Here is a 26,866-nt window from a genome sequence, read left to right as displayed (position 1 = left end):
GTTCTGTCTGGCGAACGCTTGTTCGCTAAAAGGGGGATCAGTATACTGCGCCGAGTTCAAATTCGAGGTGTTCGATGCTCAAACTTGCCCGTGTGCTGCTGCTTGGTCTGCTGCTCGTCTTCTGGTTCCTGTTCGGTCTGCTGCTCTGTCTGGCCCGTCCGCGTCACCCCAACAACGTCTATGTCTTTGCCCGCATGTATCACGCGGTGTGCCCGCTGATCGGGATCCGGGTCAAGGTGACGGTGGATGAGGCGGTCAAGTCGGTGGGGCCGGCGGTCTATGTCTGCAACCACCAGAGCAACTACGACATCTTCACCGTGACCGGCGCCGTGCAACCCGGCGTGGTGGCGGTGGGCAAGAAGAGTCTGCTGTGGCTGCCCTTCTTCGGCCTCATCTTCTGGCTCTCCGGCAACGTACTGATCGACAGATCCAATCGTTCTCGCGCCATTGGCACCATTGGCCAGGTGGTGGATCGCATCAAGGCGCGCGGCACCTCCATCTGGATGTTCCCGGAGGGGACCCGCTCCCAGGGGCGTGGCCTGCTGCCGTTCAAGGCTGGCGCCTTCCATACTGCCGTGCAGGCCGAGGTACCCGTGGTGCCCATCGTCTGCTCCAGCTATTTTGGCCAGATCGACCTCAACCGCTGGGACAACGGCGAGGTGCTGCTGGAGGTGATGGCTCCGGTATGCAGCAAGGAGCACGGCGCCGCCGGCATCCGCGAGCTGTCCGAGGTCTGCCGCAGCCGGATGGAGGAGAAGCTGGCCGAACTGGACAGCAGGCTCGGCCACCACAAGGCCGCATGACGCCTCGTCGCGCAAAATGAGGGGGAGCCGCAGGCTCCCTTTTTTATTGGTGAATTTCACCATTTTGTTGGTGATATTCGCTAACTCATTGCCGGTTATTCAGTGTCATTAATTCCCATCTCATTGTAAAGAAACATAAAAACATCTTGGCACGGCACTTGTAATGCTTTGGGAAGAGCTAACCATCCCATCAACAAGGAGCCAGACCATGAGCGTATTCAGCCGCCTGACCGACGTGATCAATGCCAACCTGCACAGCCTGCTCGACAAGAGCGAAGAGCCGGAAAAGATGTTGCGCCTGATGATCGAGGAGATGGAGCAGGTCCAGGTCGAGATGCGTACCCAGGCCGCCCGCATCATCGCCGAACAGAAACAGCTGGAGCGGCACCAGCAGACATTGCAGCACCAGATCCAGGAGTGGTCGGCCAAGGCCGAGCTTGCCCTGCAGAAGGGGCGTGAGGATCTGGCTCGTGCCGCCCTCACCGAGAAGCTGGCCGAGGTCAAGCGTTGTGAGCAACTGGAGCAGGACAAGGCCCGAGTGGCCGAGGTGCTGGCCCAGCTGACCGCCGACAGCGAACGGTTGGCGGCCAAGCTGACCGAGGCCCGCGAGAAGCAGAATATGCTGACCCTGCGCGAGCAAACTGCCCACAGTCGCCTGCGGGCCCGCGCCCAGGTCGACAACCAGCGGATGCACGAGCTGATGGCCCGTTTCGACGGTTTTCAGGGGCGGATCGATCAGCTGGAAGCCCAGCTTGAAGCGGCGACCCTGGGCCAGAATCCTTCGCTTGAGGCCCAGTTCCGCGAGCTGGAGCTCAATGACGAGATAGAGCGTGAGCTGGCTCGCCTGAAAGGCCAGAAGGCGGAGGTGTGATCATGCGCCCCTGGCCCAAGGATCTGGTACATCGCAAGCTGACCGGGGTGTGCGCCGGGATTGCCAATCGGCTGGGGGTCTCCCGTGTCACGGTGCGAATCGTGGCCCTGATCGCCCTGATCCTGCTGCCGCCGGTGACTCTGGCCGCCTATCTGCTGGCAGTGCTGGTGATGCCACCCCGTTATGAATTGAAACGCTGGCTGGATTGACCGCAGGGTCAGCGAGCCGGCCCCATCCTCTGTAAGGAGCAAGATATGCTGGAATTTTTCGTATTGCTGGTGGTGTTGGTGATCATGGCGCTGACCGGCTTTACCCTGATTGCCATGTTGCTGGTCAGCGGTTTGTTCGTGCTGCTGGGAGCCCTGGGCGGCATGCTTGCTCTCATCATCAAGCTGGCGCCCTGGCTGCTGCTGGTACTGGTGGTCTGCTGGCTCATCAGCAACCGCAAGCGCCGCACCAACACCTACCTCTAGTTGTCATGTGTTGTTAATGCTTCCCGAACTCCCTTTGTTGGCCACTCAATAGAGTGGCCTTTTTTATGTTTGCGCTCAAACGTGTCGGGACTGCCACTCCTGATACCAGGTTGGCCAGAAGGCGGGCTCCTGCACCAGCCGCTCCTTGACCGCTTTGGGCTGCTGCTTGAGACGGTATTCGATGCGCAGGGCCGTGCCCTTGTCTGCTACTTGTTGTTGCCATGCCAGGATAAGCGGCCCCTTGCCACGCAGGGCACGGGATCCCTTGCCACTTTGGTGTTGGCGCAGGCGGCGACCCGGATCCGTGCTGATCCCGGTGTAAAGGGCGCCTGTGGCCGTGCGCACCATATAGACGAACCAGTCGGTGGGTGGGGAAGAAGATAAGGCGGGCTGTGCCGCGGATTTTTTCATTCGTGTTCTCTGTGCCAAACTCAAGGCTAACCTTGGGAGGTGCAATGCGATTCTGGCTCTGGTTGTGGTTCCTACTGGCGACACCCGCGATGGGAGAGACGCTCCGTCTCTACGATTACCATCAGCATCTCCCTTTCAACACCGGGCCTGATGCGGGGATGAGTCGGGAGCTGGTCAAGTATCTCAATGAAAAGCTGGGGGGTGAACCCAGAATAGAGCTCTGGCCGGTCAATCGTGCCAGACTGGCGCTGGAGATGTCGGATCCCGGCTTCGACAGCCTGGTTGCCTGGGTCAATCCGGCCTGGATGGGTGATCCCATGCGCGAACGCTACCTCTGGACCCTGCCCATCATGCGCGATACCAACGAACTCATCTCCAGCGTGAACAAGCCGGTCATCTATCACGGGCCGGATTCACTCAAGGGGCTGGTGTTCGGGGGCGTCGAGGGGTATCGCTACCAGGGTATTGATGAGGCCGTGGCGAGGGGAGAGGTCATTCGCCATGATTCCAAGAAGGTGAAGAGCAATTTCAGCATGCTGGTACGGGGCCGTATCGATGTGACCCTGGTCCCGGGCTCGGCGCTGGCCTTCTTCACCCGGGATGCTGCGTTCGAGGGCAAGCTGTTCGTCTCTCCCTTTGCCCAGTCCACCTATTCCCGCCACATATTGCTGCCCAAGTCTCGCCGCGATCTGCATACCAGATTGAACGACATCGCCGAGCAGATGGACAGGGATCCCCGCTGGCACCAGGTTCTGGAGTCCTACCGCACCGCCCCCTGAGGTCGTCTGAGGCGATGCAGCGGCAGCAGGCTGACCAGCAGGCCGGCCCAGACGAAGGCAAATCCCACCGATTTCACCGGATCCGGCGTCTCGCCAAACCAGTAGATGGCGATCAGGAAGGCGAGGCTCGGCTCGATATATTGCAACAATCCCACCGTGCTCATCCGGGTTCTGGCGACGGCGTAGCAGAACAATCCCACCGGCAGCAGGGTAGCGGGAGCACTGCCGATCAGCAGCAGCTTGTCGGTCAGATCGCCATTGACGAACATTCCCTCGCCCTGCCACGCCAGCAGGCCGATCAGCAACAGGGCGACGGGCAGCTGCACCAGCGCTTCAAGGTAGAGGCAGGTGCCGGTGTCGTAGTGGATCTTCTTCTTGATGAGGCCATAGAGGGCGAAGTTGGCACCCATGATGAGGGAGAACCAGGGCAATTGGCCGTAGCAAAACAGCATGTAGGCGAGCCCCGCCAGCGCCAGGGCGACCGCCAGGTGCTTCTGCGGGGTGAGCCTCTCTTTGAGGAAGAGCACGGCGAACACGATATTGAACAGGGGTGTCATGAAGAAGGCGAGGCTGGTTGCCAGCACCTGGCCGGTGGTCAGGCACCAGGTGAACATGCACCAGCTGATGGACATGACGGGGCCCGCCAGCAGGATGAGGCCAAGCTGGCGTGGCTCGCCGCGCAGGCTGGCCCAGGGAACCTTGTGACCGATCAGCACGAACAGGGCACCCAGCAGCACCACGGACCAGAGCACCCGGTGAGAGATGAGCTCCCACATGTTGACCTCGGGCATGAACTGATAATAGAGCGGCAGCATGCCCCACAGAATGAAGGAGAGGGCGGCCGTGCCTGTACCTAGCCAGTTTTTCATGATCACCTGTTTATTAAATTAAACGCGCGTTGAGATGATATGTGTCTCGTTTGGCTTTCACAAGAGGGAAACCGGGAAAAGCTGTTACTATGAGCCCCATGCAACGTATCGATATCCTGTTTGAGCAAATCAGGGCCTGCCGTCTGTGCGAAGCCCATCTGCCGCTAGGGCCGCGCCCGGTGATCCGGGGGGCCGGGAGTGCTCGTCTGCTGATCATCGGCCAGGCGCCCGGTACCCGGGTTCATGCCAGCGGCATCCCCTGGGACGACGCGTCCGGCGACCGGCTGCGTCACTGGCTCGGAGTGGACAAGGCCACCTTCTACGATGAATCCCGCATCGCCATCATGCCGATGGGCCTCTGCTACCCCGGCAAGGGCAAGTCGGGGGATCTGCCGCCCCGGCCCGAGTGTGCCCCGACCTGGCACGACAAGGTGCTGATGTTGCTGCCCAATATCGAGCTGACCCTGCTCATCGGCCAGTACGCGCAAAACTATTATCTGCGCGAGTCGGGCAAGGGGTCGCTGACCGAAACAGTGCGCAGCTGGGCAGAGTACGGGCCCGGCTGGCTGCCGTTACCGCACCCTTCACCGCGTAACACCTTCTGGCTCAGGAAAAATCCCTGGTTCGAGCAGGATGTGCTCCCGCACCTGAGGAAGAGGGTCGCTCCACTGCTGGTGTGACCCTAGGTTTTGTTCAGACCGCAGGTTCGGCCAGCGGTTTTGGCTTGCCACGGGCCATGGCCACCAGCGGCAATATGATGCACAGACAGCCCAGCAGCAGCGGCAGGCCGGGCTGCTCGTCAAACAGCCACACCCCGATGGCGACAGCCATCAACAGGCCCGTATATTCCGCCGAGGCGATCTTGCTCGCCTCCGCCTTGCGATAGGCCATCACGCACAATCCGGCATAGACCATGATGAGTGCCGATGAGCCGAAGGCGGGCCACCACATCTGCCACTGCCACTCTCCCCCTTCCCAGAAGGCCAGCGCCAGGATGAAAGGCATGCTCAGCACATTGGTGAAGAACAGGGTCTGGGCGATGGGCTGCTTGAGCGGGATCCGCTTTATCAGCAAATTGTTGACCGCCATGGAGAACGCCACCCCGAGTGCCGCGAGTGCAGCCCAGTTCACCTCAGTCGGGCGCAGCACGATGAGCACCCCGACGAAGCCGATAAAGGCCGTCAACACCTTCTGGCGCGAGATGGCCTCCCCCGCCAGCCACACCGCCAGCGGCACCATCATCAGGGGCGCAGCGTAGAAGAGGGCGTTGGCGGTGGCGAGCGGCAAGCGGGTGAGGGCGATCACCATCAGGCAGACGCCGACCGCCCAGATATGGGCTCGTAGCAGATGCCACTTGAGTGCCACCGGCGGGTGGCGACGCCACGACCAGAGCAGCCAGGGGGCCAGCAGGATGGCGGCAGAGAGCTGGCGGAAAAAGACAAACTGAAAGATGGGCTGGCTCGGTTCCAGCACCTTGACCAGTGCATCAGAAAAAACCGCCACCATGTTGCCCAGCACCAGATAGAGGATGCCGATCCCGACTGCATTCATACCGCCTCCCGTTTCAGAGGAGAGAAGGGTAGCCCGGGCGCAGTTATCCAGTAAAATGATAAAAAATAACCATCTATGAGATTTTTGGATAATGAAATTGCCCCCCCTGCGCGCCGTCCAATATTTTGAGGCGGTTGCCCGTTTGTTGAGCTTCTCCCGTGCGGCCCTTGAGCTCAACGTCAGCCAGAGCGCGGTCAGCCACCAGATCCGCTTGCTGGAGGATTTTCTGGGAGAACGGCTGCTGTTGCGCCAGGGGCGAGCGCTGTCACTGACGTCCCAAGGGGAGGTCTATTTCGAGGGCATTGCTGCGGGTCTGGCCCAAATCGCCCAGTGCAGCGAGCAGCTGCGTGGTGGCGGCGAGATGCGGCTGCGCCTCGCGGTCTACAGCTCGTTTGCGGTGAAGTGGCTGATCCCGCGCCTGGCCGGTCTGCGCCAACTCTATCCCGAACTGGATCTGAGCCTGGAGATGGTGGCAGAGGATCCCGAGCTTTCTGATCGGGTGGCGGATTGCTTCATCACCGTCTCCCCCGAGGGGCGCGGCTATGTCCATGATCTGCTCTATCGGGAGCGGTTGATGCCGGTGTGCAGCCGGCGCCTGTGGCAGCAGGTGGAGGGGGAGTGGCCTGCTGCCCTGTGGCAGCTGCCGTTGCTCTCCATCCAGGCGATTTACAGGGAGAAGGGGGAGGATTGGCGGCGCTGGGCGGAGGCGGGCGGGCTGATGATTGCGCCCGAGGCAAGAATGCACCACTTCAGCCACATCCTGCTGGCGCTGGAGGCGGCCAACTGGGATCAGGGGGTGGCACTCATCAATGACTACATGCTGCAGCCGGAGGATCCCCGACTGGTGCGCTTGCCGCTGCATGCCCTCGAGACCGGGGATAACTTCTATTTTGTCTGCAAGCGATCGCGGGCCCATGAGCCCGCCATCAACCGGCTGCGCCAGTGGCTCTGGCAGGAGGCTCAGGCCAGCCTGCGCCCCGGGGAAAACGAGCCGCTCAGGCGCGTTTGAACTGGCTCAGGATAAAGAGGCTGGTGGCGCAGACGACGACCGATGGACCGGCCGGGGTATCCTGATACCAGGAGAGAGTGAGGCCGCCCAGTACCGCCAGGCAGCCGATCAGCGCGGCAAAGCCGGCCATCTGCTCCGGCGTCTGGCTGAAGCGGCGAGCGGTGGCAGCGGGAATGATCAAGAGCGAGGTGATGATCAGAGCCCCGACAAACTTCATCGCCACGGCGATCACCAACCCGATCAGCAACATCAGCACGCAGCGCAGCACATCGACCCGGATCCCTTCAACCCGCGCCAGTTCCTCCGAGATGGTCATGGAGAGTAGGGGATCCCACAATCGCCACAGGGTGAGCAGCACCAGGGCGCCGCCACCATAGATCCAGAGCAGGTCCATCGGCTGTACCGAGAGCAGGTCACCGAACAGGTAGGCCATCAGATCGACCCGCACGTTGTCCATAAAGCTCAAGGTAACCAGACCCAGCGACAGGGCGCTGTGGGCCAGGATGCCGAGCAGGGTGTCGGTGGCCACCTGCTGGTTGCGGCTCATGATCACCAGCAGTATGGCCATAGCGAGGCAGCAGACCACCACCGCCAGGGTGAGATCCACCTGCAGCAGGATGCCCAGCGCGATGCCGAACAGGCAGGCGTGGGAGAGGGTGTCGCCGAAATAGGCCATCTTGCGCCATACCACGAAGCTGCCGAGGGGGCCAGCCAGCAGAGCGATGCCGAGACCTGCCGCGAGGGCATATAACAGAAAGCTGTCCACTTGAAGGTCCTATTGCTTGCGCTATTTGTTGAGAGAGGGCAGGCGAATGACGGGAGCCTGCGGTTCATGATGATGGTGTTCGCCGTCGCAGTGGTGATGGTGGGTGTAGACCGCCAGCACCTCCTGCTCGGGCCGCCCGAACAGACGGGCAAATTCGGGGTGGCGCGCCACGCTCTCCGGTTCGCCATGGCAGCAGACGTGGCGATTGAGGCAGATCACCTCGTGGGTGCTGGCCATCACCAGGTGCAGGTCGTGGGAGACCATCAGCACGGCGCAGTTGAGCTCGGCGGCCAGTTGACCGATGAGGGCATAGAGCTCGATCTGGCCGTTGATGTCGACACCCTGCACCGGTTCGTCCAGTACCAGCAGCTCGGGTTTGACCAGCAGGGCGCGGGCCAGCAGCACCCGCTGCATCTCGCCGCCTGAGAGTTTCTGCATCCGGTTGTCCAGCAACTCCTGGGCACCGACCCGGCCCAGAGCCTCCTCAATGGAGAGGCGGCTGTTTTTGCCCAGTTGCAGGAAGCGGCGAACCGTCAGCGGCAAGGTGGGATCGAGATAGAGGCGCTGGGGGACATAACCGACCCGTAAATCACGGCTACGGTTGATCTCGCCGGAATCCGGGGTGAGCAGGCCCAGCACCAGTTTGCTCAGGGTGCTTTTGCCTGCCCCGTTGGGGCCGACCAGGGTGGTAATTTTGCCTTTATTGAGGGTAAAGGAGACCTTGTCGAGCACAGAGCGTCCATCGAACGACAGACTGACCTCTTTCAGCTCCACCAGTTGGGTCATGACAACTCCGGGGTTTACAGCCAGTGAGAGTTATAATATAACAAAAAAATTGGTTTGTTATATTATCACACTGACACCTGCTGACGAGACCCCCAATGCGAATTCTTGCCCTGATCACTGCCCTGCTGGCAGTGAGTTTGCCCGTTCGTGCCCTCGAGGTACTGACTACCATCAAGCCCCTCGGTTTTATCGCCGCCGCCATCACTGACGGCGTGAGCGAGCCCAAGGTTTTGCTGCCAACCGGCGCGTCTCCTCATGATTTCTCCCTGCGTCCTTCCGATATTCGCAGCATCAATGGCGCCGATCTGGTGGTGTGGGTCGGTCCTGAACTGGAAGGCTTCATGGCCAAACCGCTGGCCAACCATCCTCATGTGTTGACCCTGACACAGGTCGAGGGCATGCCGCTGTTTGACTACGCCAGGCAGGAGGGGCATGAAGAGCACGCAGATGAAGAACATGAAGGTCATGACCACGATGGCCATGAGGGACATCACCACGAGGGCATCGATCCCCACCTCTGGCTGGGACCGACCCAGGCCAAGGTCATCGCTCGCGCCATCGCCGTCGAGCTTGGCAAGCAGGATCCGGCCAACAAGTCTCGTTATGAGGCCAATCTCGCCGCCTTTGATGCCAAGGTCGATGCCAAAGACAAGATCATTGCTGAACAGATGAAGGCGGTGAACCAGAAGGGATATTTCGTGTTCCATGAAGCCTATGGCTACTGGGAGCGCCATTACGGCATGAGTTCGAAGGGCCACTTCACCGTGAGTCCGGAACGCCGCCCGGGAGCCAGAACGCTGGTGGAGATCCGCAAGGCGCTGGAAGAGAAGCAGGCCAGTTGCATCTATGCCGAGCCGCAGTTTTCCCCCGCCGTCATAGAGTCGGTAGCCCGCAATACCGGGGCCAGGGTATTGCTGCTGGACGAAGTGGGTGAGCAGGTGCCGCTCGGTCCGGATGGCTATCCCCAGTTCATGCAGCAATTGGCGGATGCCTTCGCCCAGTGCCGTTAAGCCTGTCCTTGTCGCGATAGCGCTTGGCCCGCCTACTATACTGACCTCCAGCATCTGGCATGGAGTGTCCGGTATGAAATGGTGGCTCGTCCCTGCCTGCGCGTTGGCCCTTTTGGGGAACAATGTGCAGGCCTCTCGTCTCTCTGACTATATCGCCAGCCCCGAATTGCAGGCCAAGTTGCAGGAGGTGTATGGCGGCAGGGCGATCCAGCGGGCCGAGGCATTCTCCCGCCTGCTTGCGCCGCGGGCCGGCACCACGGATCAGCAAAAGCTCGAGCTGGTGAACAATTACTTCAACAATCTGACCTACAGCGATGATCCCAAGCTGTGGGGGATGGAGGATTACTGGGCCAATCCGCTGGAATTTATCGGCGCCCGCGGTGGAGACTGCGAGGACTACAGCATTTCCAAATACTACACACTCATGGAGCTGGGGGTAGCGGAGGGGAAGTTGCGGTTGGCCTACGTCAAGGCGGTGAGATACAACCAGTTTCACATGGTGACGCTTTATTTTCCGACCCCCAAATCAGACCCGTTAGTGCTCGACAATATCAACAGCCGGATCCTGCCAGGCAGCAAGCGCACCGATCTTATTCCCGTCTACAGCTTCGATGCCAAAAGCATCTGGATCATGAAGTCCCGTCGGGAGGGAACCCTGGCGGGGAGCGCAGACAGGCTGGCGCAGTGGACTGCCATGAAGACCCGCTTCTCCAGCGAACATCTGCGCACGCCACGCCGTCAGTTATAGTTTCCCGGCCGCTTTCAACTCGGCAAAATAACGCGCCGCACCGGGGTGTTGTTCAATGCTCAGCACAGGACCCGTCTTGTTGCGGGCCCGATAAAACATATTGGCATAGCCATAGGTCTGTTCATTGAACTTGGTTTGCTGGTCCACCATGGCCTTGGTCAGCTGGTAAACTGCCTCTTCCGGCATAGTGGCATTGGTGACCAGAGTGGCGGCGATGGCGAAGGTCGGGGTCGGCTTGAGATTGCCCGGATAGATGCGGGCTGGTATTTGACTGCGCTGGTAGTATTTGACGTCTTGGATCAGTTGTTCCCTGAGCTCACCATCTACCGGCAAGAAACTAATGGCGCAGCGTTTGGCGGCATTGAGTACATGGCGGTTCGGATGGCCCATGACGACGGCGAAGGCATCTATCTGTTTGCTGCACAGGGACTCGGGCAGGTTCGCCATGCTCTTGAGGTCGAGATCCTGCTCTTTTATTCCCAGCAGGTTGAACAGCGCCAGAGCGGTTTGGCGGGTACCGGAGTTTTTCAATCCCATGTCGATGGGGGCAAGTTTGAGCTGCTCCAGTTTGGTGATATCACCATCGGCGCGGATCACTATGGTAAAAGGCTCAGCATGAGTGGCGAACAAGGCTCGCAACTCGGGTTGTGGCTTGCCGGTGAAAGGGCCTGCGCCCTGGCTGGCCTGGTAGAGCCAGTCTGACTGCACCATGGCGTAAGAGACGTCGCTGCTCTTCAGGCGCTGCAAGTTCTCCAGTGAGCCGGAGGTGGCTTGCAACTGGCAGTTCAACTGCGGAGCCAGGCGACAAAATTCCCCCATGATTTGATGGTATATCCCCTGTTCACCCCCGGTGCCAATGGTGACGGAGGCTGCCGTGGCAGCCGGTTGCCAAAGCAGGGCCAATAATAGGCTTATCCTTCTCATGATTGAACCTCCCTGGCATATCCGTCGATCCCCCAACTGCGCAACTTGTCTACTTTAGCCAGCTCGCCCGCCTCGGCCAACAGGGTGTAACCGGCTGCATGCATAGTTTGCGAGACCAGATGCCAGTAAAGAGGAGCCTCTGTTATCTGGCAGCAGATAAACACGGGATTGAGAGGATCGAGTTGATTGAGGGTGTCCGCATTGAGAGGAATGGCGCTGAAAGCGAGTTCAACCCCCTGCTCTTGCAGTGAGAGCAGGAGGGACTGCCCTTGATTCGGAAAGGCGGGGAGATCCCAGCGCCAATCCAGTGTCTTGCCACGGCCCTGGGTCAGCAAGGGGGCTATTTCCGGCCATTGTGGGTGGTTGAGCAGGGAAAGCGGCAAAGAGATGCCCTCGACGTTTTGTTGTAGCCATGGCGCCAGGGCCGCTTCGATAACTGAGAGCTCACTGTCGGCTGACACTGTTTGCTCAGGCAGGAATCGTTGATAGAGGGGGATCTCTCCCTGGGTCGAGAAAAATGTTTGCAGATAGCCTCCTCTAGCTTGTGAAACCATTCCATGCAACGGAACGTGAGGTGTCATAGGAAGCTGTTTACCCAGTTGGGTGATCTTGAGGCGTTGTTGCAGCAGATCCCGTTTTCGTTCCGAGATCAGTTGATTGATGGAGGATGTCACTTCTCTGAGATCGTGCAGCCAGGGGGTGGACAAGGTGTTGTTGTACTGATGCTTGCGAAGCCGGCCAAGTTGCAGGTTGATCTCTGTCAGTGGTTGCAGCAGTCGCTTGCAGGCCCAGGAGATCGCCAAGGTAAAAACCAGCAGCCCTGCCAGCAAGGCAAAGCCGGTGCGGCTGATGGCATTCCACAGATGCTGATAGGCATAACCACTGTGTCCTTCCAGCGTCAGTGTGCCCAGTATGCGCCAACCATCGGTCAGCTCTTGTTCGCTCCTGACAGGTGGCATGTCAATGACCGAAGGGAGCCAGGACGGCACATTCTGCTGGGAGGATTGAAATACCTTGTTGAGCAGTATTTGGCCATCGGGATCAACCAGGGTCACAGCGCTGACAAAACCGCCATCGAACATGGCATTGACGATGGTTTCGGCCAGTACCTTGTCATCGTTGAGCAGGGTGCCCTGCAGTACCAGACCCAGGGCGGTAATCGCCGTTTCCAGATTGGCCGACATCTGGTCGATGATGGATTGGCGGACGGTCGTGATCTCAAGCAGAAGCAGCAGAACGGCACCGATTAGAAACAGAACGAAAATCATTCTGTTTAACAATTTGGCTAGCGACATATCCACTCCATGGAAAAGTTATTGCAACATTTATGTGCCTTGTTCCGAATCGAGTCTGACCCAGTTCTTAAAAATAAGAAAAAATCGTTAAAAAAGGCGATCATTTCTGCCCATAAGGGAAGGTTATGCATAAAATGTGAGGTTCATGCAGATTGCGATGAACTTTTTGTATCTTTATTTGTCCAAAAATCAGTTTTATACGGTTTTGTCACAACTGACATCGCAACTCACACTATTTAGATCTAAACACAGGATAGCGGATGAAACGTCTCCGTCCCTTGGTCGCGCAGGCTGCCAACTGGGAACCACCGGTTCCCCGCAAACACTTTTATGCCATGGTAATGCTGACGGCCATGACCCTTTCAGCCGTCGCATTGCTCCCGGCACCAGGCGATATCCTGGAACGGCCATTGCGCCTTGAGTTGCCAATTGATACTGCCGGTACGGCAACCAACGAAAACAACACCGATTTCAACGAAATCCCGGATCACGAGCTGGTTGAGCCGAGCACACCCGAAGATGACATCCCGGTCGATACCACCCCGCAGTGGCAGGATTATCAGGTCCGCAGTGGCGAGAATCTGACGGCGATCTTTAACAATCTGGGACTCTCTACCACCACCCTTTACAAGGTGCTGGATGCTGACAACAAGAACTATCTGGCTCGTCTCAAACCCGGGCAAAATATCGAGCTGCTGATCGATCAGGACAACATACTGCAGCAACTCAAGATCCGTCTGAATATCAAGCAAACACTGGTAATGTCGCGCAGCGATGATGCCTACACCTCCTCCATGCTCAACGAAAAGGTGGAGTGGCAGCCGCAGCGTTACAACGGGGTGATCAACGGCAGCTTCTATGTCAGTGCCCGTAATGCCGGCATTCCGGCCAACCACATCCAGAAGATCGCAAACCTGTTTCAATGGCGGCTCAACTTTGCCAAGGACTTGAAAAAGGGCGACAAATTCAAGGTGCTGGTGCGTCAGGAAACAGTGGAAGGCAAGGGCACGGGCAACAGCCAGCTGCTGGGAGTCGAAGTGACCAGTCAGGGCAAGACGGTATCGGCCTGGCTTGCCGGAGATGGCAACTATTACGATGGTGAGGGTAACAGTCTGGAGCGCGGTTTCCGCCGTTATCCCACCCACAGCCGTTACCGGATCAGCTCCAACTTCAACCCGGCGCGCAAACACCCTGTGACGGGGGCTATCCGTCCCCATGAAGGCACCGACTTTGCTTTGCCGATAGGGACGCCAGTGTTGGCAACCGGTGATGGCGTCGTCCAGAAGGCGACCAGTCACCCGTTGGCGGGCACCTATATCGTCATCAAACATGGACGAACCCTGGCGACCCGCTATCTGCACCTGAGCAAGCTGCTGGTCAAGCCGGGCCAACGGGTGAAGATGGGCGACAAGATTGGCCTGTCGGGCAATACCGGCCGCTCTACCGGTGCCCACCTGCATTACGAGCTGCGCATCAACAACCGTCCGGTCAATGCCATGACAGCCAAGTTGCCGATGGCCGAAGCGCTCAGTGGTAAGGAACGCCGTCAGTTCCTGGCCCAGGTGAAGAGTTATCGCAAGGAGCTGGAGGCGAGTTGATATCATCTCTTGCTGACGCAATAAAAAGGCCCCGCCACACAGGCGGGGCCTTTTTCATTGGGAGGTGGGGCCGGATCAGTATCCCTTGTCGAAATCGATCTTGCCCTCCAGCGGTTGACCGTCGATGAAGCGGATATAGTTGCGCACGAAGATCTGGGCCACATCTTCCGGGAAACTGTAGGCGCCGTTGTGCGGGGTCACGATCAGATTGGGCTGCCCCCAAAGCGGGCTGTCAGCCGGCAGGGGTTCCTGTTCGAACACATCCAGTACCGCCATGGCCAGCTTGCCGGTGCGCAGGGCGGTAAGCAGATCATCGGAGTGGACCGCGCTGCCACGTCCCACATTGAACAAAATGGCCCCCGGCTTGCAGTGTTCGAAACGGGCCGCATTGAAGAGGTGGCGAGTTTCCCGCGTGGCAGGCAGCACGCTGACGATGACATCGGCCTGGGCCAGCAGCTTGTTCAGGGCAGGGAGCTGATAGACCTGTTCAAATCCGGCTCGTTCCCGCCCGGATCGGCTGATGCCGAGCACCTTCATACCAAAGTGTTTGCCGGTATGGGCGATATGCTGGCCAATGCTGCCGGTACCCAGGATCAGCATGGTGTGCCCCTTGAGACCCTGATAGGGGTGGCTCTGCCACAGGCGTTGCTTCTGTTGCTCCCGGTAGAGCGGCAGCTGACGCATCAGGCTGAGCAGATGGCCGAATACATATTCGCTCATCAGCGGCCCGAAGATGTCGCGTACATTGGTGAGCTGGTAATCTCGACGGCTACCCGCCTCCAGCAAGACGTCGACCCCCGCATAAGTGGATTGCAACCAGGTCAGCTTGCGGGCTTTTGTGATCAGGGGTTTGGCGCGGGCCGGTTCCGCCATCAGGATATGGGCTTCGCCGATCAGTTTTTCCGCATCGGCCTGATTGTCTGCCCGCAGAATGCGCAGGTGAGGGAGGTTGGCGGCCTTGAGCAGACGTTCGTAGTGAGCATTATCCTGGCTGAGCAAAAGAAGGGTGCGTTGGCTCATACTCTTGTTCCTTATCAGAATTCGCGGCGCAACGAGATGTCGCCCTTGCCCTCATCTTACCCGAGTTGATGTTGCAACATAGCCGACCAGGGCGCATTTTCGTTTTCGCCACGTCCTGTGTGGGCTACAATCTGCCCCACATTTTGCAAAGGATCCGACTCCAGTGTTTGGTGACAAGTTTTATAAGCGACTGGCCGAGCTACAGCCTTGGCAGCAGACCGTCTACACCCTGGCGCTGGCAGAGCGCATGTACCCCAACTATGCCCTGTTCAGCCAGGCCTCCGGTTTTGGCAATGCCGCTTCTTTCCGGCATGCGCTGGACCAGATGTGGAACTACCTCACCGTCAAGGGATCCCGGGTCAATCTGGGGGCAATCCTCGAAGATTTCGAGTCGCACATTCCGGATCCCCGCAAGTTTGAATCTTACGGTGCCTACCCGGCGCTGGATGCCTGTGTGGCGCTGGGGTGTGCCTACAACTCTGTCATTTGCCGGGTGGGGGAAGAAGCCAATGACGCCAGCCATGCCTCGGTTGGTACCGTGGCCGGCTTTATCGATATGCTGGAAGAGCGCGAGCTGAGCGAAGAGGAGCTCTACGAGCACGAATACATGGAGGCCGAGCTGGAGTTTCAGGTTGAACTACTCAAGCGGGTTGCTCACGAGCGCGACAGTGATCGCATCCTTGCCATCAAGAAGTTTGCCTCCCAGGGGGGCGTTTCCAACATAGGCATCAGCCTGGAAGAGTAATCTCTCTTTAGTTCGAGGTGACACCTTCGTCACTCAATCAAAAAGCCAGTCATTCTCCTGACTGGCTTTTTTTATCGAGTTTTTATTTACCGCCTCAGGGTATAGCCTTAAGTCAGGGGGAGGTGTGACTGGCGCGTCATATGTTGTTGCTTGCGAAGATTTCCAACGCACCAGGATGAACATGACTCAACTACTCCGGCGACGGCTCATGGGGCCTTTGAGCAAGCCTGTGACAACCTGGATGGAGCAGTACCAACCAGAGTGGAGTTTATTCATGAAAATAACTGGAAATTCATTTTAATGACTAGGTTATCGGTAGTGAATGGGGATGGAAAAGGCGCATGGAAATTGTGCGCCTCCGTTTTTCGTTTCGGTATTTCCGTTGTATTGAGCAACAAGAAACGATTTTCCATCAGTTGTTACGCGTTATAGACTCAAACAAAAGCAATACTGTGGACTTTTTAACCATGAGTGACGTAATCAAGAAGTTTCTGAAACTGGAGGCTGCCTCCGGGATTATTCTGATCATGGCGGCATTGCTGGCAATGGTATTGGCCAACACAGGATTGGCTGGTGGGTATCAGGCATTCCTCGATACCCAGGTACAGGTACGTATCTCCGCCCTTGACATCAACAAGCCGCTGCTGCTCTGGATCAACGATGGCCTGATGGCGATTTTCTTCCTGCTGGTTGGTCTGGAAGTCAAACGCGAAATGCTGGAAGGGGCGCTCTCGTCCCGTGTGCAGGCGACCTTCCCGGCCATTGCGGCCGTAGGCGGCATGCTGGCTCCGGCCCTCATCTATGCCTTCTTCAACTATTCGGACGAAGTAGCCCGCGCTGGCTGGGCGATCCCTGCCGCTACCGATATTGCATTTGCCCTTGGCGTGATGGCGCTGCTGGGCAAGCGAGTGCCGGTGAGCCTAAAGGTGTTCCTGCTGGCGCTGGCGATCATGGATGACCTGGGGGTCATCATCATCATTGCGCTCTTCTATACCCAACAGCTGTCGTTGGCAGCGCTGGCGGTAGGCATCATGGCGACCCTGATCCTGTTCTGGATGAACCGCCGTGGCGAGGACAGGATTAGCCTCTACATGGTGGTGGGTCTGGTACTTTGGGTGGCCGTGCTCAAGTCCGGTGTTCATGCGACTCTGGCTGGTGTGGTGGTGGGCTTCATGATCCCGCTCAATGGCAAGCGTTATGCGTCGCCGCTCAAGCATCTGGAGCATGCGCTGCACCCCTGGTCCGCCTTCCTGATCCTGCCGCTGTTTGCCTTTGCCAACGCTGGGGTCTCGCTGGAGGGGATTGGTCTCTCCTCCCTGATGAGCCCGGTGCCCATGGGGATCATGCTGGGATTGTTTGTTGGCAAGCCGCTCGGGGTGTTTACCATCAGCTGGTTGTCGGTCAAGCTGGGGATCGCCCAGTTGCCGAATGGAGTCAATTTCAAGCAGATTTTTGCGGTCAGCATTCTCTGTGGTATCGGTTTTACCATGTCGATGTTTATCGCATCGCTGGCCTTCGAGCATGGCGGGATGGATTATGGCAGTTACTCCCGTCTCGGGATCCTGGCGGGTTCCACCATGGCAGCGCTGGTTGGCTATCTGGCACTGCGGTTGTCTCTTCCCAAGGGGGAGGGAGATCAAAATGCGGAGGGATTATGAAAACACCATGGTTGTTACTGTTGCTGGCCAGCCCCCTTGTCTGGGCTGATGGTCTGGAAGAGTGCAAGCGGGACGCAGCCTCGGCCAGCTGCTCTACCTACCTGAACGGAGTAGTGGACAGCGCCCTGCTGCTCGGTGACAAGCAGGCCAAGGCTCGTTTCGGAGAAACCTTCTATGAGCGGGCCTTAAGCAGCCGGGCGGGGGAGCGGCTCAAGCACACCAACAAGCGTTATTGTGGTGATCGCCAGCCGGATAAAGATCGTCTCAAGGCCAGCTTGATGGAGCAGTTTACCTTGAACAAGGTTGACTCGGTCAGCGACATGTATGACATTCTGGCGGTTGAACTCAGCTGCTACCGGAGCCCGCGAAAAGCGGTAACCCCATCGGATGTCACACCTTAACTACAACCACCTCTATTATTTCTGGATGACTCAAAAGAAGGGCTCCGTTACCCAGGCAGCGGAAGCCCTTTTTTTGACACCACAAACCGTGACCGGCCAGATCAAGCTGCTGGAGCAGCGCCTGGGTGGCAAACTGCTCAAGCGCAAGGGACGTTCCCTCGAAGCGACCGAACTTGGCCAACTGGTTTTTCGCTATGCCGACAAGATGTTCAGCCTCTCCTACGAGATGCTGGATATCGTCAACTATCGCAAGGAGAGCCAGATCCTGTTCGACGTCGGTATCGCCGACGCTCTCTCCAAGCGCCTCGCCAGTCGGGTGCTGCTATCTGTCATCCCCAACGATGGCTCCATTCATCTGCGCTGTTTCGAATCGACCCACGAACTACTGCTGGAGCAGCTCAGTGAGCACAAGCTCGACATGATCCTCTCCGACTGTCCGGTGGATTCCAGCCAGCACGCGGGGCTGCTCTCCAAGCGGCTCGGGGGCTGTGGTGTCAGCTTCTTCTGCAAGGCGCCGTTGCCCGAGAAACCCTTTCCGGCCTGTCTGGAGGAGCGCAAGCTGCTTATTCCCGGACGCCGTACCGCCATGGGACGTCAACTGACCCAGTGGTTCGAGCAGCAGGGGGTATCGCCGAGTATCCTGGGTGAGTTCGACGATGCGGCCCTGATGAAGGCATTCGGTTTCTTCAATCAGGGTATCTTCATGGCTCCCACCATCTACCGGGAGGAGATCCTGGAGGGGGAAGAGGTGATGTTGCTGGGGGAAACCCAGGATTTGACGGAGGAGTACTACGTCATCTTCGCCGAGCGGATGATCCAGCACCCCGCAGTCAAACGGGTATGCGAGAGTGATTTCACCTCCCTGTTTGCCGGGCAGGAGAACTTCTCGGCGATCCAGCCTGCCACCCTGTCGTTTTAAAACGGCTCGTCACCACGTATCATCGCCGACTGGCAGAGGAGACATTTGATGCAACTGGAAGAGATGGAAGCCAAAGCCGGTCAGGCGGTGGCGCTTCTCAAGGCGCTGGCCAATGAACGCAGGCTGTTTATCCTGTGCCAGCTACTGGAGCGAGAGCTGTCGGTCGGGGAGCTTAACGAGCGGTTGGGGCTGAGTCAGTCTGCCCTGTCACAGCATCTGGCTTTGTTGCGGCGAGATGAATTGGTCACGACCAGAAAAGAGGCCCAGACGGTCTTCTATTCGCTGCGCAGCCATGAGGTGCGCGAGGTGATCAGTTTGCTGCATCGACTCTACTGCAGCGAAGAGAAATAAAAAACCGGCACAATGGCCGGTTTTTTCAGCTTTGATCAGCGTGAGCTGATTAAGCCATAGCTTTGATCTGGGCAGACAGGCGGCTCTTGTGACGAGCAGCTTTGTTCTTGTGGATCAGGCCTTTGGTCGCCATGCGATCCATGATCGGCTGAGCAACAGCGAAAGCAGCAACAGCAGCAGCTTTATCGCCAGAGGCGATGGCAGCAATTACTTTTTTCAGGTAGGTACGGGTCATGGAACGACGGCTGGCGTTGTGCTGACGGCGTTTTTCTGCCTGAATCGCGCGCTTCTTAGCAGATTTGATGTTAGCCAAGGTAAAACTCCTAAAACTGTCTTAGCGAGTGTATTGAAAAGGCCCAGAAATATGCCTTCCCAACCACATATTGTCAAATGATTTGTGCAAATAAACACCGCCCCCCGGTGGTGTGTCAGATGGGAGACGGTTAAACTGTCGGCCGATTCTAGCAGCATTCTTTTCATTCTGACAGTTCCAGAGGCCCCGTCTTGAGTAAGAAATTGATCAAATCCGGCATGATAGTGTCCGGAATGACGTTGGCATCCCGTGTGATGGGGCTGATCCGCGATGTGGTCATCGCGAATCTGCTCGGTGCCGGGGTGGCTGCCGACGTCTTCTTCTTCGCCAATCGCATTCCCAATTTTCTGCGCCGCCTGTTCGCCGAAGGGGCTTTCAACCAGGCGTTTGTCCCCGTGATGACGGAGTACAAAAAAAACGGTGACGAGCGGGAGGTGCGCGAGTTGCTGGCCGCCGTAGCGGGCACCCTGGGGGGAATAGTTACCGTGGTGACCCTGCTCGGCGTGGTCGGGTCGGGCGTACTGACCGCCATCTTTGGCTGGGGCTGGTTCTGGGACTGGCTGCATGGCGGACCTGCCGCCGAGAAGTTCGAGCTGGCCAGTCTGATGCTCAAGATAACCTTCCCCTATCTCTGGTTCATCACCTTTACCGCCATGGCTGGGGCCATTCTCAATACCTTCGGCCGTTTTGCCGTCTCGTCATTTACCCCGGTATTTCTCAACATCACCATGATTGCGGCCGCCTGGTGGATTGCGCCCATGATGGAGAAGCCAGAGCTCTCGCTGGCGATAGGGGTATTTTTGGGCGGCTTGGTTCAATTTTTGTTCCAGTTCCCATTTTTACGGCAAATCAACATGCTGGTCTGGCCCAAGTGGGGATGGCATCACCCCGGTGTAGTGAAGATCCGCACCCTGATGATCCCGGCGTTATTCGGCGTCTCGGTCAGCCAGATCAACCTGCTGATCAACACCATGCTGGCCTCTTTTCTGGCTACCGGTGCCATCAGCTACCTCTACTATTCTGATCGCTTGCTGGAATTCCCCCTCGGCCTGTTTGCAGTGGCCATCAGCACAGTGATCCTGCCTGCCTTGTCGAAGAAACATGTGGATGCCGACCCGGCCGATTTCTCCCGCACCATGGATTGGGGGGTGCGGATGGTGGTGCTGCTTGGCTTGCCCGCCATGGTGGGGATCGCGGTGATGCGTGAACCCATACTACGGGTACTGTTCATGCGCGGCGAGTTCGGTTTGCACGAGGTGAGCATGTCCAGTGCGAGCCTGCTGGCTTCCACCACAGGCCTGTTGTCGCTGATGCTGATCAAGGTGCTGGCGCCGGGTTACTACGCCCGTCAGGACACCAAAACCCCGGTTCGCATTGGCATCATGGCCATGGTGGCCAACATGGTGTGCAACCTCATCTTTATTTATCCCCTGGGTTATGTGGGGTTGGCGCTGGCCACCGCTTGCTCCGGCACCCTGAACGCAGCCTTGCTGTTCAAGGGGCTGTATCAGCAGAGCGTCTACCGTCCATCCCGCCAGACCGGCGTGTTCTGTCTCAAATTGCTGGTGGCGACCTTGCTGATGGGGGGCGTGCTGGCTTATCTGTCGCCGGATCTGGCCCAGTGGGGCGCCTGGGGCATGGGCAAGGCCACCCTGGAACTGGCCATGTTGCTCTCCCTGGGGGCTGCCATCTATGCGGTGGCGCTGTTGGCGCTGGGAATTCGGCCAAGACACCTGAAATCGGGGCATGAGGGCTGATCCTGATTGCTGCCTGATATATAATCCGGCGATTTTCATAACAGCAACGTACAAGGCACCGATGGAGCTTATTCGCGGCATTCATAATCTCAAGCCCCGTCACCGGGGATGTGTATTGACCATTGGCAACTTTGATGGGGTTCATCAGGGTCACCATGCGGTACTGGCACGTCTCAAGGAGAAAGCGGCCCATCTGGGATTGCCCGCCTGCGTCATGCTGTTTGAGCCCCAGCCGCTGGAGCTGTTTGCCGGCGCTGCGGCCCCGGCCCGGCTCAGCCGGTTGCGGGAAAAGTATGAAGCGCTCAAGGGGCTGCAGATCGATCGCCTGCTCTGCGTGCGCTTCAGCCACCGTTTTGCCGGACAGGCGGCGTCCACCTTTATCGAGCAACTACTGGTCGAGAAACTCGGCGTGCGCTACCTGGTGGTCGGCGATGACTTTCGCTTCGGCAAGGGGCGGGAAGGGGATTTTCACCTGCTGGAAGAGGCGGGCCGCCGCTTCGGTTTCGAAGTGATCAGCACCCAAAGTTTCCAGCTGTCCCGCCAGCGGGTGAGCAGCACCCTGGTGCGCGAAGCCCTCAAGGCTGGACGGATGGCCGAGGTGGAGCTGATGCTTGGCCGCCCCTATACCATCAGCGGCAGGGTGGCCCACGGCGACAAGCTGGGGCGCACCATAGGTTTTCCTACTGCCAATCTGGCCCTCAAGCGCCAGGTTATCCCGGTCGGTGGCGTGTTCGCGGTGGAAGTGTTATGTTCCGGCAAGACCTTCCCCGGTGTCGCCAATGTGGGTGTACGGCCTACCTTGAGCGGTACACAAGCTAGATTGGAAGTACATCTATTTGATTTTTCTGGTGATCTATATGGTCAACAGGTCAAGGTGCTGCTTCGCCACAAGCTGCGCGAAGAGCAGAAGTTTGCCTCTTTCTCTGCCTTGAAAGAGCAAATCGAACGAGATGCCCTGGCGGCCCGAGCCTGGTTCGGGCTGCCACAATTTCATTTACCCAGCACTCTTTTAGAAAAGAAGGGAACCCAGGACTGATGAGCGACTATAAACACACCCTGAATCTTCCGGAAACCGAGTTTCCGATGCGTGGCGATCTGGCCAAGCGCGAACCCAACATGCTCAAGCGTTGGTACGATCAGGATCTCTACGGCGCTATTCGCCGCGCCAAAGCGGGCAAGCCTTCTTTCATTCTGCACGATGGCCCCCCCTATGCGAACGGCAACATTCACATCGGTCACTCGGTCAACAAGATCCTCAAAGACATCATCATCAAGTCCAAGGGCCTGTCCGGCTTCGATTCCCCCTATGTCCCGGGTTGGGACTGCCACGGTCTGCCCATCGAACTGAAAGTGGAAGGCATGGTCGGCAAGCCGGGCGAGAAGGTTTCCGCCGCCGAGTTCCGCGCCGAGTGCCGCAAGTATGCCAAGACCCAGATCGAGGCCCAGAAGGCCGACTTCATCCGCCTGGGTGTGCTGGGTGACTGGGAACACCCCTATCTGACCATGGATTTTGGCACTGAAGCCAACATCATCCGCTCCATGGCCAAGATCGTCGAGAACGGCCACCTGCACAAGGGCTCCAAGCCGGTGCACTGGTGTACCGATTGCGGCTCTGCCCTGGCTGAAGCCGAAGTCGAATACTACGACAAGAACTCCCCCTCCATTGACGTGCGCTTCAAGGCCGTCGATGAAGCAGCCGTTGCTGCCAAGTTTGACTGCGCCGAAGGGCACACCGGCAAGGGCACCCTCTCTGCGGTGATCTGGACCACCACCCCGTGGACCCTGCCGGCCAACCGCGCCATCGCCATGCACGCCGATCTCGACTATGCCCTGGTGCAGGTCGAAGGGGACAACCCCGAGCGCCTGATCCTGGCTGCCGAGCTGGTCAAGGATGTGATGGACCGCGCCGGCATCGAGCACTACCACAACCTGGGTTACGCCAAGGGGGCGGCCCTCGAGCTGCTGCGCTTCAACCACCCCTTCTACAGCTTCGACGTGCCTGTGGTGCTGGGTGATCACGTCACCCTGGACGCCGGTACCGGCGCCGTTCACACAGCTCCTGGCCATGGTCAGGAAGACTTCCTGGTCGGCCAGAAATACGGTCTGGAAGTGGCCAACCCGGTGGGTAGCAACGGCGTCTACCTGCCGGATACCGAACTGTTTGCCGGCCAGCATGTATTCAAGGCCAATGCGGCTGTGGTCGAGGTGCTGACCGAGCGCGGCGCCCTGCTGCACCACAAGGTGTTCAACCACTCCTACCCCCACTGCTGGCGCCACAAGACTCCGATCATCTTCCGCGCTACCCCGCAGTGGTTCATCAGCATGGATCAGAACGGTCTGCGCAAGCGCGCCCTGGAAGAGATCGATCGCATCGAGAAGGATGGCATCGCTCAGCACGGCCAGAGCGGCTGGGTCCCGGCATGGGGCAAGAACCGCATCCAGGCCATGGTGGAAGGTCGCCCGGACTGGTGTATCTCCCGTCAGCGTACCTGGGGCGTGCCCATCTCCCTGTTCGTCCATAAAGAGACCCAGGAGCTGCACCCGGAATCCGTGCGCCTGATGCATGAAGTGGCCAAGCGGGTCGAGCAATCCGGCATCCAGGCCTGGTGGGATCTGGACAAGGCCGAGCTGCTCGGCGCCGATGCCGATCTGTACGACAAGGTGCCTGACACCCTGGACGTCTGGTTCGACTCCGGCTCTACTCACGCCTCCGTGGTCGACGCTCGTCCCGAGTTCAACGGCAAACCGGCCGACATGTATCTGGAAGGCTCTGACCAGCACCGCGGCTGGTTCATGTCCTCCCTGATGATCGGCGTGGCGATGAAGGACAAGGCCCCCTACAACCAGGTGCTGACCCACGGCTTCACCGTGGACGGTCAGGGCCGCAAGATGTCCAAGTCCATCGGCAACGTGGTGAGCCCCCAGGACGTGATGAACAAGCTGGGTGCCGACATCCTGCGTCTGTGGGTTGCCAGCACCGACTACACCGGCGAGATGACCGTCTCCGACGAGATCCTCAAGCGCTCCGCCGACGCCTATCGTCGCATCCGCAACACTGCCCGCTTCCTGCTGGCTAACCTGAACGGCTTCAATCCGGCGACCGACATGGTCGCGCCTGCCGACATGGTCGTAGTGGATCGCTGGGCCGTGGGCCGTGCCAAGGCAGTACAGGCCGAGATCGTGGCTGCGTTTGACGAGTACAACTTCCATGGCGTTACCCAGAAGCTGATGCAGTTCTGTTCCATCGAGATGGGCTCTTTCTATCTGGATGTCATCAAGGACCGTCAGTACACCGCCAAGGCGGACAGCCTGGCCCGCCGCTCCTGCCAGACTGCTCTCTATCACATCGCCGAGGCCATGGTGCGCTGGATGGCACCCATCATGAGCTTCACCGCTGACGAGATATGGGCACTGCTGCCGGGCGAGCGTGGCGAGTTCGTGTTCACCGAGGAGTGGTACGACGGCCTGTTTGGGCTGGAAGCGGGTGAAGTGCTGAACGACGAGTTCTGGGCCGAGATCCTCACTGTGCGTGGTGAAGTGAACAAGGCGCTGGAAGCCGCCCGTGGCGAGAAGCGCATCGGTGGCTCCCTGCAGGCCGAAGTGACCCTGTTCGCCAAGCCGGAGCTGGCTGCCCGCCTCAACACCCTGGCCGACGAGCTGCGCTTCGTGCTGCTCACCTCCAAGGCCAAGGTGGTCGTGGCCGATGCGGCTCCGGAAGGGACTGTAGCGACCGAGCGTGATGACCTGTGGCTGAGCGTGGCCCAGTCTGCCGCCGCCAAGTGCGACCGCTGCTGGCACCATGTGGAAGACGTGGGTACCATCGCCGGTCACGAAGAGATCTGTGGCCGCTGTGTCACCAACGTCGAGGGTGACGGCGAAACTCGTCAATTTGCCTGATGAACATGACTCACCATAAAAGCGGCCTGCGTTGGCTGTGGCTGGCGGTGCTGGCCTTCATACTGGACCAGGCGAGCAAGCTCGCCGTGGTCAAGTTGCTGCCATTTGGCTACCCGGGGGTGGAGATCACCCCCTTCTTCAATCTGGTCCACGTCTACAACAAGGGCGCAGCGTTCAGCTTTCTGGCCGATCAGGGGGGCTGGCAGCGCTGGTTCTTCGCCGTGCTGGCCTTTGCCATCTGCGGTCTGCTGATCCACTGGCTGCGCAAGCAGTCGGTGACCGAGCGCTGGAGCGGTATCGCCTACAGCCTCATCATCGGCGGGGCGCTCGGCAATGTGTTCGACCGGCTGGTGCTGGGCCATGTGGTCGATTTCCTCGACTTCTACTGGGGCCGGGCCCACTGGCCGGCCTTCAATCTGGCCGATACCTTCATCTTCATCGGCGCCGCCATGATAGTGCTGGACGGCTTTCGCTCATCCAAGGGTGAGCAAGGCGAGAAAAAGGGGGCGGCATGAGCCGACAGATTGGTGCTGACAGCAGCGTACTGTTTCATTTCGCCATCAAACTGGAAGATGGTTCGGTTGCCGACAGCACGGCACTGCACGGCAAGCCGGCCCGTCTGCGGATGGGGGATGGCAGCCTGACTTCGAGCTTCGAGCAGTGTCTGCTCGGCCTGGGCGAAGGGGAGAGCAAGAGCTTTACCCTGGCCCCTGAACAGGCCTTTGGTCTCTCCAACCCTGACAACATCTACCATCTGGACAGAGCCAAGTTTGGTACCGATACGGAGCCGAAAGTCGGCACCATCATCCTGTTCGACCAGCCCAACGGTAGCGAGCTGCCCGGCATCATTCGGGCGGTGGAAGGGATGTCGGTGACGGTCGATTTCAACCACCCGCTGGCCGGTCATACGGTCACCTTCGAGGTGGAGATCCTGGGCGTTGACGACGAGGAGAAGGTGCTCTGATGGATATCTTGCTGGCCAACCCCCGCGGCTTTTGCGCCGGTGTCGACCGCGCCATCAGCATCGTCGAGAGTGCACTGGAGAAGTTCGGTGCCCCCATCTATGTCCGCCATGAGGTGGTGCACAACCGCTATGTGGTGAACAAGCTCAAGGATGCCGGAGCCGTGTTCGTCGAGGAGCTGGATGAGGTACCCGATGACAGCATCGTCATCTTCTCCGCCCACGGTGTCGCCAAGACGGTGCGCGAGATGGCCAAGTCCCGTGCCCTCAAGGTGTTCGATGCCACCTGTCCGCTGGTGACCAAGGTGCACATGGAGGTCCATCGCGCCAGCCGCAAGGGCTCCGAAGCCGTGCTCATCGGTCACGCCGGCCACCCCGAGGTGATCGGCACCATGGGACAGTACGAGAACCGCGAGGGGGGCATGTATCTGGTGGAGACGCCGGATGACGTAGCCAAACTCCAGGTGAAGAACCCGGATGATCTCTGCTTCGTCACCCAGACCACCCTCAGCATGGACGAGACCGCCGAGGTAATTGATGCCCTGCGCCAGCACTTCCCCAAGATCCAGGGGCCGCGCAAGGACGATATCTGCTACGCCACCCAAAACCGTCAGGACGCGGTACGGGAGATGGCGGAGCTGGTAGATGCCATGCTGGTGGTGGGCTCCCGCAACTCCTCCAATTCCAACCGGCTGCGCGAGCTGGCCGAGAAGGTGGGCACCAAGGCTTATCTCATCGATGATGCTTCCATGATCGATGCCGCCTGGCTGGACGGTGTGAAGGCGATCGGTGTGACTGCCGGAGCTTCGGCACCCGAGGTGCTGGTGCAGAGCGTCATCGCCCGCCTGCGCGAGCTGGGGGGCAAGATGGTGGCCGAACACCCGGGTCGCGAAGAGAATGTGGTGTTCGAGGTACCGCCCGAGCTGCGCATCATCTGACGCGTCTCATCCT

The 26,866-nt window shown here is 58.9% G+C and carries 30 protein-coding genes; 21 read left to right on the top strand and 9 right to left on the bottom strand.

From position 1 onward, the window contains the following. Window positions 1-74 precede the first annotated feature (74 nt). The 4 genes from BN1123_RS06090 (at window position 75) to pspG (ending at window position 2,147) form a co-directional block, all read left to right on the top strand. The gene (locus BN1123_RS06090; RefSeq protein ID WP_042025877.1) at window positions 75-803 is read left to right on the top strand and encodes a 1-acylglycerol-3-phosphate O-acyltransferase; all 729 of its coding nucleotides are present in this window, start codon (window positions 75-77) and stop codon (window positions 801-803) included. A gap of 208 nt (window positions 804-1,011) precedes the next feature. After that, entirely contained in the window at window positions 1,012-1,674 is a 663-nt protein-coding gene (gene pspA, locus BN1123_RS06085; protein ID WP_042025876.1) for a phage shock protein PspA, read from the top strand. Window positions 1,675-1,676: 2 nt separating this feature from the next. After that, window positions 1,677-1,883, top strand: a complete 207-nt coding sequence (locus BN1123_RS06080; RefSeq protein ID WP_026457503.1) for a PspC domain-containing protein — start codon at window positions 1,677-1,679, stop codon at window positions 1,881-1,883. Between the two features lie 45 nt (window positions 1,884-1,928). Next, the gene (pspG, locus tag BN1123_RS06075) at window positions 1,929-2,147 is read left to right on the top strand and encodes an envelope stress response protein PspG (RefSeq protein ID WP_042025875.1); all 219 of its coding nucleotides are present in this window, start codon (window positions 1,929-1,931) and stop codon (window positions 2,145-2,147) included. 75 nt (window positions 2,148-2,222) lie between these two features. Here the strand turns inward: pspG and BN1123_RS06070 are convergent, their stop codons facing one another. Beyond that, the gene (locus tag BN1123_RS06070; RefSeq protein ID WP_042025874.1) at window positions 2,223-2,558 is read right to left on the bottom strand and encodes a GIY-YIG nuclease family protein; all 336 of its coding nucleotides are present in this window, start codon (window positions 2,556-2,558) and stop codon (window positions 2,223-2,225) included. 44 nt (window positions 2,559-2,602) lie between these two features. Between BN1123_RS06070 and BN1123_RS06065 the strand changes: the two genes are divergently transcribed. After that, on the top strand, window positions 2,603-3,337 hold the full coding sequence (locus BN1123_RS06065; protein ID WP_042025873.1) for a substrate-binding periplasmic protein: 735 nt from the start codon (window positions 2,603-2,605) through the stop codon (window positions 3,335-3,337). On the opposite strand, the gene rarD is transcribed toward BN1123_RS06065, so the two are convergent. Further along, window positions 3,319-4,206: an EamA family transporter RarD gene (gene rarD / locus BN1123_RS06060; RefSeq protein ID WP_042025872.1), complete on the bottom strand. Its 888-nt coding sequence runs from the start codon at window positions 4,204-4,206 to the stop codon at window positions 3,319-3,321. The genes BN1123_RS06065 and rarD overlap by 19 nt on opposite strands. Window positions 4,207-4,304: 98 nt before the next feature. Here rarD and BN1123_RS06055 point away from each other — a divergent pair, with 98 nt between their 5' ends. Continuing rightward, window positions 4,305-4,886, top strand: a complete 582-nt coding sequence (locus tag BN1123_RS06055; protein ID WP_042025941.1) for a uracil-DNA glycosylase family protein — start codon at window positions 4,305-4,307, stop codon at window positions 4,884-4,886. Between the two features lie 13 nt (window positions 4,887-4,899). On the opposite strand, the gene BN1123_RS06050 is transcribed toward BN1123_RS06055, so the two are convergent. Beyond that, a complete protein-coding gene (locus BN1123_RS06050; protein WP_042025871.1) occupies window positions 4,900-5,757 on the bottom strand; it encodes a DMT family transporter in 858 nt (285 codons plus the stop codon). A gap of 91 nt (window positions 5,758-5,848) precedes the next feature. Between BN1123_RS06050 and BN1123_RS06045 the strand changes: the two genes are divergently transcribed. Continuing rightward, window positions 5,849-6,766, top strand: coding sequence for a LysR substrate-binding domain-containing protein (locus tag BN1123_RS06045; protein ID WP_042025870.1), 918 nt, complete (start codon window positions 5,849-5,851; stop codon window positions 6,764-6,766). On the opposite strand, the gene znuB is transcribed toward BN1123_RS06045, so the two are convergent. Together znuB and znuC are read right to left on the bottom strand one after the other, a co-directional pair. After that, window positions 6,753-7,532: a zinc ABC transporter permease subunit ZnuB gene (gene znuB, locus BN1123_RS06040; protein WP_042025869.1), complete on the bottom strand. Its 780-nt coding sequence runs from the start codon at window positions 7,530-7,532 to the stop codon at window positions 6,753-6,755. The two genes, BN1123_RS06045 and znuB, sit on opposite strands and share 14 nt — an antisense overlap. A gap of 21 nt (window positions 7,533-7,553) precedes the next feature. Then, entirely contained in the window at window positions 7,554-8,318 is a 765-nt protein-coding gene (gene znuC / locus BN1123_RS06035; protein ID WP_042025868.1) for a zinc ABC transporter ATP-binding protein ZnuC, read from the bottom strand. A gap of 95 nt (window positions 8,319-8,413) precedes the next feature. On the opposite strand from znuC, the gene znuA reads away from it, so the two are divergent. Continuing rightward, complete coding sequence (znuA, locus tag BN1123_RS06030) at window positions 8,414-9,328, top strand: zinc ABC transporter substrate-binding protein ZnuA (RefSeq protein WP_042025867.1); 915 nt, start codon at window positions 8,414-8,416, stop codon at window positions 9,326-9,328. Window positions 9,329-9,401: 73 nt separating this feature from the next. After that, window positions 9,402-10,076, top strand: a complete 675-nt coding sequence (locus tag BN1123_RS06025) for a transglutaminase-like cysteine peptidase (RefSeq protein ID WP_042025866.1) — start codon at window positions 9,402-9,404, stop codon at window positions 10,074-10,076. On the opposite strand, the gene BN1123_RS06020 is transcribed toward BN1123_RS06025, so the two are convergent. Beyond that, window positions 10,071-11,000 (bottom strand): TAXI family TRAP transporter solute-binding subunit, encoded by a 930-nt coding sequence (locus BN1123_RS06020; RefSeq protein WP_042025864.1) that lies wholly within the window; start codon window positions 10,998-11,000, stop codon window positions 10,071-10,073. The genes BN1123_RS06025 and BN1123_RS06020 overlap by 6 nt on opposite strands. Then, window positions 10,997-12,295 (bottom strand): LapD/MoxY N-terminal periplasmic domain-containing protein, encoded by a 1,299-nt coding sequence (locus tag BN1123_RS06015; RefSeq protein WP_042025863.1) that lies wholly within the window; start codon window positions 12,293-12,295, stop codon window positions 10,997-10,999. The genes BN1123_RS06020 and BN1123_RS06015 overlap by 4 nt, the downstream gene beginning before the upstream one ends. A 260-nt stretch (window positions 12,296-12,555) precedes the next feature. Here BN1123_RS06015 and mepM point away from each other — a divergent pair, with 260 nt between their 5' ends. After that, window positions 12,556-13,893 carry a murein DD-endopeptidase MepM gene (gene mepM / locus BN1123_RS06010; protein WP_026456082.1) on the top strand — a complete coding sequence of 446 codons (1,338 nt, stop codon included), beginning with the start codon at window positions 12,556-12,558 and terminating at the stop codon, window positions 13,891-13,893. A gap of 75 nt (window positions 13,894-13,968) precedes the next feature. On the opposite strand, the gene BN1123_RS06005 is transcribed toward mepM, so the two are convergent. Continuing rightward, window positions 13,969-14,913, bottom strand: a complete 945-nt coding sequence (locus tag BN1123_RS06005; protein WP_042025862.1) for a D-2-hydroxyacid dehydrogenase — start codon at window positions 14,911-14,913, stop codon at window positions 13,969-13,971. Between the two features lie 163 nt (window positions 14,914-15,076). Between BN1123_RS06005 and BN1123_RS06000 the strand changes: the two genes are divergently transcribed. The 5 genes from BN1123_RS06000 (at window position 15,077) to BN1123_RS05980 (ending at window position 18,987) form a co-directional block, all read left to right on the top strand. After that, entirely contained in the window at window positions 15,077-15,658 is a 582-nt protein-coding gene (locus tag BN1123_RS06000; protein WP_042025861.1) for a YjaG family protein, read from the top strand. Between the two features lie 467 nt (window positions 15,659-16,125). Next, window positions 16,126-17,316 carry a Na+/H+ antiporter NhaA gene (gene nhaA / locus BN1123_RS05995; protein ID WP_026456084.1) on the top strand — a complete coding sequence of 397 codons (1,191 nt, stop codon included), beginning with the start codon at window positions 16,126-16,128 and terminating at the stop codon, window positions 17,314-17,316. Next, window positions 17,313-17,717, top strand: coding sequence for a hypothetical protein (locus tag BN1123_RS05990; protein WP_042025860.1), 405 nt, complete (start codon window positions 17,313-17,315; stop codon window positions 17,715-17,717). Before nhaA ends, BN1123_RS05990 begins: the two co-directional genes overlap by 4 nt. Next, window positions 17,704-18,636 (top strand): transcriptional activator NhaR, encoded by a 933-nt coding sequence (gene nhaR, locus BN1123_RS05985; protein WP_042025859.1) that lies wholly within the window; start codon window positions 17,704-17,706, stop codon window positions 18,634-18,636. The genes BN1123_RS05990 and nhaR overlap by 14 nt, the downstream gene beginning before the upstream one ends. A gap of 48 nt (window positions 18,637-18,684) precedes the next feature. Continuing rightward, a complete protein-coding gene (locus BN1123_RS05980; RefSeq protein WP_026457879.1) occupies window positions 18,685-18,987 on the top strand; it encodes an ArsR/SmtB family transcription factor in 303 nt (100 codons plus the stop codon). A 49-nt stretch (window positions 18,988-19,036) separates the two neighbouring features. Here BN1123_RS05980 and rpsT read toward each other — a convergent pair whose 3' ends face one another. Next, window positions 19,037-19,300, bottom strand: coding sequence for a 30S ribosomal protein S20 (rpsT, locus tag BN1123_RS05975; RefSeq protein ID WP_042025858.1), 264 nt, complete (start codon window positions 19,298-19,300; stop codon window positions 19,037-19,039). 191 nt (window positions 19,301-19,491) lie between these two features. Between rpsT and murJ the strand changes: the two genes are divergently transcribed. From murJ to ispH, 6 genes are all read left to right on the top strand, one after another. Further along, window positions 19,492-21,057, top strand: a complete 1,566-nt coding sequence (gene murJ, locus BN1123_RS05970) for a murein biosynthesis integral membrane protein MurJ (protein WP_042025857.1) — start codon at window positions 19,492-19,494, stop codon at window positions 21,055-21,057. Window positions 21,058-21,118: 61 nt separating this feature from the next. Beyond that, window positions 21,119-22,093, top strand: coding sequence for a bifunctional riboflavin kinase/FAD synthetase (gene ribF, locus BN1123_RS05965; RefSeq protein WP_042025856.1), 975 nt, complete (start codon window positions 21,119-21,121; stop codon window positions 22,091-22,093). Continuing rightward, window positions 22,093-24,954 carry an isoleucine--tRNA ligase gene (gene ileS, locus BN1123_RS05960; RefSeq protein ID WP_042025855.1) on the top strand — a complete coding sequence of 954 codons (2,862 nt, stop codon included), beginning with the start codon at window positions 22,093-22,095 and terminating at the stop codon, window positions 24,952-24,954. The genes ribF and ileS overlap by 1 nt, the downstream gene beginning before the upstream one ends. Then, window positions 24,954-25,469, top strand: a complete 516-nt coding sequence (gene lspA, locus BN1123_RS05955; RefSeq protein WP_042025854.1) for a signal peptidase II — start codon at window positions 24,954-24,956, stop codon at window positions 25,467-25,469. Before ileS ends, lspA begins: the two co-directional genes overlap by 1 nt. Continuing rightward, window positions 25,466-25,918, top strand: a complete 453-nt coding sequence (fkpB, locus tag BN1123_RS05950) for an FKBP-type peptidyl-prolyl cis-trans isomerase (protein WP_042025853.1) — start codon at window positions 25,466-25,468, stop codon at window positions 25,916-25,918. Before lspA ends, fkpB begins: the two co-directional genes overlap by 4 nt. Then, entirely contained in the window at window positions 25,918-26,853 is a 936-nt protein-coding gene (gene ispH, locus BN1123_RS05945) for a 4-hydroxy-3-methylbut-2-enyl diphosphate reductase (protein ID WP_042025852.1), read from the top strand. The genes fkpB and ispH overlap by 1 nt, the downstream gene beginning before the upstream one ends. Window positions 26,854-26,866 lie beyond the last annotated feature (13 nt).

The organism is Aeromonas enteropelogenes (assembly GCF_000819845.1).
GTDB classification, from domain to species: domain Bacteria; phylum Pseudomonadota; class Gammaproteobacteria; order Enterobacterales; family Aeromonadaceae; genus Aeromonas; species Aeromonas enteropelogenes.
The sequence above is the reverse complement of the archived record's forward strand: the minus strand, read 5'-3'. Positions and strand labels throughout refer to the sequence as shown.